Source organism: Streptomyces sp. 8K308, assembly GCF_004348315.1.
In the GTDB taxonomy this organism is placed as follows: domain Bacteria; phylum Actinomycetota; class Actinomycetes; order Streptomycetales; family Streptomycetaceae; genus Streptomyces.
In genome coordinates, this window is record NZ_SMKC01000373.1 from 1 (window position 1) to 6564 (window position 6564).

6 protein-coding genes and 2 pseudogenes are annotated in these 6564 nt (G+C 70.1%); 3 read left to right on the forward strand and 5 right to left on the reverse strand.

The window, feature by feature from the left end; translation table 11 throughout:
* Positions 1-197 precede the first annotated feature (197 nt).
* On the forward strand, positions 198-782 hold the full coding sequence (locus E1265_RS31555; RefSeq protein ID WP_132934396.1) for a GNAT family protein: 585 nt from the start codon (positions 198-200) through the stop codon (positions 780-782).
* Between the two features lie 57 nt (positions 783-839).
* Here the strand turns inward: E1265_RS31555 and E1265_RS39925 are convergent.
* The 5 genes and pseudogenes from E1265_RS39925 to E1265_RS31585 form a co-directional block, all read right to left on the reverse strand.
* Positions 840-1102: pseudogene (locus tag E1265_RS39925) on the reverse strand (hypothetical protein); the annotation flags it as partial.
* A 29-nt stretch (positions 1103-1131) separates the two neighbouring features.
* Positions 1132-2175 (reverse strand): pectate lyase, encoded by a 1044-nt coding sequence (locus E1265_RS31570; RefSeq protein ID WP_132934397.1) that lies wholly within the window; start codon positions 2173-2175, stop codon positions 1132-1134.
* A 15-nt stretch (positions 2176-2190) separates the two neighbouring features.
* Entirely contained in the window at positions 2191-3204 is a 1014-nt protein-coding gene (locus E1265_RS31575; RefSeq protein ID WP_132934398.1) for a right-handed parallel beta-helix repeat-containing protein, read from the reverse strand.
* Positions 3205-3214: 10 nt separating this feature from the next.
* On the reverse strand, positions 3215-4231 hold the full coding sequence (locus tag E1265_RS31580; RefSeq protein ID WP_132934399.1) for a pectate lyase: 1017 nt from the start codon (positions 4229-4231) through the stop codon (positions 3215-3217).
* Between the two features lie 17 nt (positions 4232-4248).
* Positions 4249-5274 carry a pectate lyase gene (locus E1265_RS31585; protein WP_132934400.1) on the reverse strand — a complete coding sequence of 342 codons (1026 nt, stop codon included), beginning with the start codon at positions 5272-5274 and terminating at the stop codon, positions 4249-4251.
* A 262-nt stretch (positions 5275-5536) separates the two neighbouring features.
* On the opposite strand from E1265_RS31585, the gene E1265_RS31590 reads away from it, so the two are divergent.
* Complete coding sequence (locus E1265_RS31590) at positions 5537-6163, forward strand: XRE family transcriptional regulator (RefSeq protein ID WP_132934401.1); 627 nt, start codon at positions 5537-5539, stop codon at positions 6161-6163.
* A gap of 55 nt (positions 6164-6218) precedes the next feature.
* A pseudogene (locus tag E1265_RS38300) lies at positions 6219-6564 on the forward strand (amino acid decarboxylase); the annotation flags it as partial.

Genomic DNA, 6564 nt, shown 5'->3' on the forward strand with positions numbered 1-6564 from the left:
GCACTCGCGGATGCCCCGCTCTCCGGCCACTGGTTCTCCGCCCAGTTCCAGGAGCTCCTGGCCAACGCCTACCCGCCCCTGTAAGCCGGTAGGAACACCGAACCACCCCTGAAGGTGAGGGGCCAGGGCGTCGCGCCCCGGCCCCTCACCCATGCCCTGACCCGAGCCGCCGCACCGTCACCTGGCACGATCAGCTCATGGGCGCAGACGCAGACGCAGACGTGGTGTCGTTGGAGCGGATCGAGTTCACGGACTGGCGCGACGTGCACGCCTGGGCCCGTCTCCCTGAGGCCTGCCGCTACCAGCCCTGGGGGCCCAACACCGAGGAGCAGACGCGTGCTTTCGTGCGCGCGGCCGTCGAGGCGTGGACGCACAGACCGCAGGGGAGATTCGCCTTCGTGGCTCGCCGCCACGGCGCGGTGGTGGGCATGGGGGAGTTGCGCATCCGCAGTGTCCCGCAACGCCAGGGTGAGATCTCCTACATCGTGCACCCGAGGGCCTGGGGCGCGGGCACGGGGACGGCGATCGGCAGGGGACTGCTTCGGCACGGGTTCGAGACGCTGGGGCTGCACCGGATCCACGCGACCTGCGATCCGCGGAACCTCGCCTCGGCCCGGGTACTTCGCAAGCTCGGCATGACCTGGGAGGGACGGCACCGGCAGGTCGCCCTGATCCGGGACGGATGGCGGGACTCAGAGGTGTTCGGCATCCTCGAGGACGAGTGGCCCCCGCGCCTGCCCGCCTCTCCCGTCAGGCCACCTCGGCCCGGCCGCGCGTCCTAGGCTCCGGCGGCCAGTCCCAGCCGCGCGGCCGGACTGGCCGCAGCACGGCGCTGGTCATCGCCCGACGTCGCCCGGTGTGCGGGAGACGAAGCCGGGCAGTCCGAAGCTCATCGCGGCGAAGGAGTGCGTGGTGACGCCGTCGGCGTCCGTGCTTCGTCCGGACCCAGGTCACGGAGGCGGGGTCGCCCCCGACCGGCACGGTGGCCAGGCAGGGGGGCGACGCCCGTGCGCCGGGGGATCGCGGCGGCCCGGTCGGCCGTCTTCGCCAGTACCCGCCTGGCCAACGCTGTGCCGTCCTCAGACCGGTGGTGGGTACTCAGGGCCGGTCACGATCCACCGCCACCGTGGTTCAGATGCCGATTCTGCCGGTGCCGGCGCCGTTGGTCACGATCGTCTTGACGTCGGCCGCGGGGTCCAGCGTGTAGGAGTAGTACGTCGCCGGGTTCTGCACGGAGCCGCCGACGACCGGTTCGCCGGCCTCCTCGCCGACGAAGACGTTGTCGCGCTCCACGATCCGGCCGTCGGGGCCCGAGTAGCTGTTGGTCATGGGCTCCTCGACGTCCTCGAAGTAGTTGCCCTCGATCCAGCAGCCGGAGTTCGCCTGGCAGGCCGGGCCGGTGTCGGAGTTGCGGTGGTAGTAGTTGTTGTAGATGTGCACCGGCTCGCCGAAGCGGACGCGCGGGTTGCGCTGCGGGGTCCGGTCGTACCAGTTGTGGTGGTAGGTGACCTTCAACCGCCCGGTGTCCTGGGCCGCGTTGTCGTCGTCGTGGCCCAGCAGCATGTTCTTGGTGTGGTTGTGGGTGTGGTTCCATGACACGGTGATGTAGCTGGCGCCGCGCTTGATGTCGATCAGCCCGTCGTAGCCCTGGGCCAGGTCGTTGTGGTCGATCCAGATGTGGTGGGAGAACATCTGGACGTTGATCGAGTCGTCGCTGGCGTCCCGGAAGTTCAGGTTCCTGATGATGACATTGTGGACGGCGTTCGCGGGCGGCGAGGTGACGCTGTCGTCCGCCGGCAGGCCGATGTTGAAGCCGCCGCCGGTGATGCCCGAGTTGGCGCCGAGACCGATGACGGTCTTGTCCGAGCTGATGTCGTACATCCCGTCCGGCAGCGTGATCATGCCGTTGACCTGCACGATCCGCGGTCCCTCTGCGCGGATGTTGGCTATCAGGTCGGCCGCCGTCGACACGGTGACCGTCGGCCCGCCCGCGCCGCCCGTGGTGCCGTTCTGACCCCAGGCGTTGACCGAGGCGAACCCGGTCGGGGCCGCCTCGGCGGCCACCCCGGGGGCCACCGCCGGCTCGGAGGAGCCGGTCACGGGCGCGGCCCCGGAGAGGGCCAGGGTGGCGACGGCCGCCACCGCGAGGACGTTCAGCCTCATCGTGAGCCTCATGGACGACCTCCGCCTTCAGATCCTGCCGACGCCCACGCCGGCCGGCACGGTGGCCGGCAGGGTGCGCGGGTCGTCGGGCGTGTAGGGGTAGTAGGTGCGCGGTTCGACGACCGTGCCGAGGGTCTGGGGCGTGCCGCTGTTCACGAACACGTTGTCGCGCTGCACCACCCGGCCCGGGCCGCTCTCGTCGTACCCGGAGTAGACGGGGTGGGGCACGTTCTCGAAGTAGTTGGCCTCCACCAGCACGCCCGCGTCCTCGGTCGAGGCCACGCCGTACAGCGCGTTGTTCCGGTAGTAGTTGTTGTAGACGTGCACCGGCTCGGCGAACCGCACGCGCGGGTGCCGCTGTTCGGTGCCGTCGAAGAAGTTGTGGTGGTACGTCACGCGCAGCCTGCCGCGGTCGGCCGTGTAACTGTCGGAGTGGCCGACCAGGCAGGTCTTGCTGTGGCTGTGGAAGTGGTTCCAGGAGACGGTGATGTAGTCGGACTGCCGCTTGATGTCGAGCAGGCCGTCGTAGCCCGCCGAGAAGTCGCAGTGGTCGATCCACACGTGGTGGGCGGAGTTGGTGACGCTGACCGAGTCGTCCGATGCGTCCGTGAAGCGGAGGTTGCGGATGATGACGTTGTTGCCCGGACGGGTGGTGGAGCCGAGCTGGAGCCCGCCGCCGGTGATCTCCGCGGTCGAACCGACGCCGATGATCGACTTGTTGGCGACCACCGTCACCATGTCGTCGACCTGGACGCGGCCGGACACCAGGATCACGTAGGGCGTGTTGGCGCCCGCGACGCTCGCCAGGTCCGCGCCGTTGGTCACCGTCACGGTGGGGCCCGCGACGCCGCCGGTGGTGCCGTTCTGGCCGAGGGCGTTGACGGAGGCGAAGCCGTCCGGCGTGGTGGCGAACGTGGTGGGCGGGGCGCTCGTGGCGGCGCGCGCGGTACCGGTGGCCGCGCCCGCGGTGGCGAGGGCGGCGGCGGTCGCGGCCGTGCCGGCGAGCAGCCCGCGCCGGCTGATGGGGGAGCGGTGACTCATCGCCGCCTCCTCAGATCTTCCCGGTGCCCACGCCGGCCGGGACCGTGCTGGGCAGCGTGGACGGGTTGTCCGGGGTGTACGCGTAGTAGGTGCGCGGTTCGACGACCGTGCCGAGGGTCTGGGGTGTGCCGCTGTTCACGAACACGTTGTTCCGCTGCACCACCCGCCCCGGGCCGCTGGCGTCGTAGCCGGAGTAGACGGGGTGGGGCACGTTCTCGAAGTAGTTGGCCTCCACCAGCACGCCCGCGTTCTCCGTCGAGGCCACGCCGTACAGCGCGTTGTTGCGGAAGTAGTTGTTGTAGACGTGCACCGGCTCGGCGAACCGCACGCGCGGATGGCGCTGCCGGCTGCCGTCGAAGAAGTTGTGGTGGAACGTGACGCGCAGCTTGCCGGTGTCCTGGCTGGCGTTCCCGTCGGAGTGGCCGATGAGGATCGACTTGTCGAAGCCGGCGAAGTGGTTCCAGGTGACCGTGATGTAGTCGGCGGCCCGGACGATGTCGATCGCGCCGTCGAGTCCGTCGGCGAAGTAGCAGTGGTCGATCCAGATGTGGTGCGAGTCCTGCTGGATGCTGATCGCGTCGTCCTCGGCGCCGACGAACCGGAGGTTGCGGATGATCACGTTCTGCCGGCGGTACATGTCCAGGCCGCCGCCGGCGATCGTGGCGTTCGAGCCGAGGCCGACGACGGTCTTGTTGGAGCGCAGGGCCTGCTTGCTGGTGATGTTGATGGTGCCCTGCACCTGGATGGTGTAGGGCTCGTTGCGGTCGCAGTAGTCGAGGAAGGTGTCGGCGTCGCTGACCGTCACCACCGGGGCCCCGGCGCCGCCGGTGGTGCCGTTCTGGCCGAGGGCGTTGACGGAGGCGAAGCCGTCCGGCGTGGTGGCGAACGTGGTGGGCGGGGCGCTCGTGGCGGCGCGTGTCGTGCCGGTGGCCGCGCCCGCGGTGGCGAGGGCGGCGGCGGTCGCGGCCGTGCCGGCGAGCAGCCCGCGCCGGCTGATCGAGGGGCGTGCGGAGTCGTGTGTGCTCATGGCGGCTCCTCGGTTCGTCAGATCTTGCCGACGCCGGCCCCGGCGGGGACGACGGTGGGCACGGTGGAGGCGGGGTCCGCGGTGTAGGCGTACGACGCGCTCGGGGCGGCGACGGTGCCTCGCGTCTCGATCTCGTGGTTGCAGTCCACGAGGATGTTGTCCCGCTGGACGAGGCGGCCAAGGTCGCCGCTGAAGTCGACCCGGGCCGGGTTGTTGACGCTGTAGAAGTAGTTGCCCTCCAGCGTCACGCCCGCGTTCATCGTCGAGGCGACGCCGTAACTGCTGTCGCGGTAGTAGTTGTTGTAGACGTGCACCTCGCCGAAGCGCACCCGCGGATTGCGCTGGTCGGAGGCGTCGAAGTAGTTGTGGTGGTACGTCACCCGCAGCCGGCCGGTGTCCTGCGCGGCGTTCCCGTCGTCGTGCCCGACGAGCGAGGTCTTGTCGTGGTCATGAAAGCGGTTCCAGGAGACGGTGACGTAGTCCGAGCCGCGCTTGATGTCGACGGCCCCGTCGTCGCCGTTCGAGAAGTCGTTGTGGTCGATCCAGACATGGTGCGAGAACATCTGGACGTTGATCAGGTCGTCGGTCGCGCCGTCGAACGAGATGTTGCGGATGATCACGTTGTGCACGGCGTCGGGGGGCGGCGAGGTGACGTCGTCGTCGACCGGCAGGCCGATGTTCAGCCCGCCTCCGGTCAGCCGGGCGGTGCTGCCCAGGCCGATGATGGTCTTGTCCGAGGCCACGTCGTGCATGCCGTCGCTGTCGCCGGTCGGCAGCGTGATCACGCCGCTGACCTGCACGGTCAGCGGCTCTGGCCGGGCGATGTAGTCGAGGAACTGGGCCGTCGTGGTGGCGATGACGGTGGCCCCGCCGGCGCCACCGGTGGTGCCGTTCTGGTCCAGCGCGTTGACGGAGGCGAACCCGTCCGCGACGGCGAGCGCGTCGGGCGCGGCGCCTGGTGCGGCGCCGGCCGTGGGGGTGAGGAACGCGGCGACGGCCGCGAGGAGGGTGGCACCGAGGGATAACTTCGTAGGAATGCGCACAGGTTGGTTCCCTTCCGTGGGGTGAAGGGGCGACTCGACGCGCGCCGGGAGGTGGTCCCACACCTCGCGGCGCAAGCGCTTTCTAAATTGTGCCGACAAGGCTAGCGCTTGCCGCGCCCATGTCAACGAGTCCGAGCCGAGTCGCCGCCGCCGTTCGATGGGACGGCTGACCCGAGGCCCCGCCTGGCGGTCGTCGGGCGGTTGGGGGCTGGCGGCGCGGCTGTCTTCTCAATAGCGGATGCTCTTCGCTATGGTGGATCCCATGAGTGGCGGCAACACCTTGTCCAGCGGCCTGTCAATGGCCGAGCTGGGGGCCAGGATCCGAGGCGAGCGGCGGGCTCGGAGCCTCAGCCTGGAGCGGTTCGCCGAGCTGAGCGGCGTGAGCCAGAGCATGGTGTCCGAGGTGGAACGCGGCGCGAAGACACCGAGTGTGTTGGTTCTCGACCGTTTGGCGACCGCGCTGGGGACCTCGATCGCTCGACTCCTGGACGAACCGGTGCGCCCGGACGTCGTGGTCCTGGCCGGTGACCGGCAGCAAGTGGTACGGGATCCCGCCGGGTGGGAACGGCGGATTCTTTCCCCGGTCCTGCCGGACATCGAGTTCGAGTTCATGCGCACCACCCTGGAACCGGGCGTGGACGCGGGGGAGTTCTCCCCGCACGCGCCGGGATCGCACGAGTACGTGGCAGTGGAGCAGGGGCGTCTGCGCCTGACCATCGACGGTGTCCCCCACCGGCTTGAGGCCGGGGACGCGGCCTATTTCCCCGGCAACCGCCGGCACGCCTTCGCCAACGACTCTGTCGACGCGTGTGTGTACTACCTGGCTATGGCACTGGCCCCGGCCGCCGGCTCCCAGCTCCACCGCATGTCGGGAGGGCACGATGTGTGATCTGCGGAGAGCGGCCAGGGCGGCGGCGGACCTCGCGGCCGATCACCTGGCGCGCGTGGCAGGAGGGCCGGTGTGGCGGCCGGTGCCCGAGGCGGACCGCACGTGGCTCACCGGGCAGCCGCTGCCCGCCGACGGTCGCCCGTTGGTGGACCTGCTGGATGATGTGCGTGACCGCGTCCTGCCGTATCCGATGGGCAACGGGCATCCTCGGTTCTTCGGCTGGGTCAACTCCCCGCCATCGCCCGCCGGCGTCTTGATGGCCCCCCTGGCCGCGGCCATGAACCCCAGCTGCGCGGGCGGAGACCACGCTGGCGTTCTGCTGGAGCGCACCGCTGTGCGGTGGTTGGCGGAGCTGGTGGGATTCCCCCACCGCCCGGGGGCCGGGTTGCTGACCAGCGGAG

Bases quoted from the DNA above. Each gene is read 5' to 3' on its own strand.
- E1265_RS31580 (WP_132934399.1), bottom strand. From the start codon at position 4,231: ATGAGCACACACGACTCCGCACGCCCCTCGATCAGCCGGCGCGGGCTG.
- E1265_RS31570 (WP_132934397.1), bottom strand. From the start codon at position 2,175: ATGAGGCTCACGATGAGGCTGAACGTCCTCGCGGTGGCGGCCGTCGCC.
- E1265_RS31590 (WP_132934401.1), top strand. From the start codon at position 5,537: ATGAGTGGCGGCAACACCTTGTCCAGCGGCCTGTCAATGGCCGAGCTG.
- E1265_RS31555 (WP_132934396.1), top strand. From the start codon at position 198: ATGGGCGCAGACGCAGACGCAGACGTGGTGTCGTTGGAGCGGATCGAG.
- E1265_RS31575 (WP_132934398.1), bottom strand. From the start codon at position 3,204: ATGAGTCACCGCTCCCCCATCAGCCGGCGCGGGCTGCTCGCCGGCACG.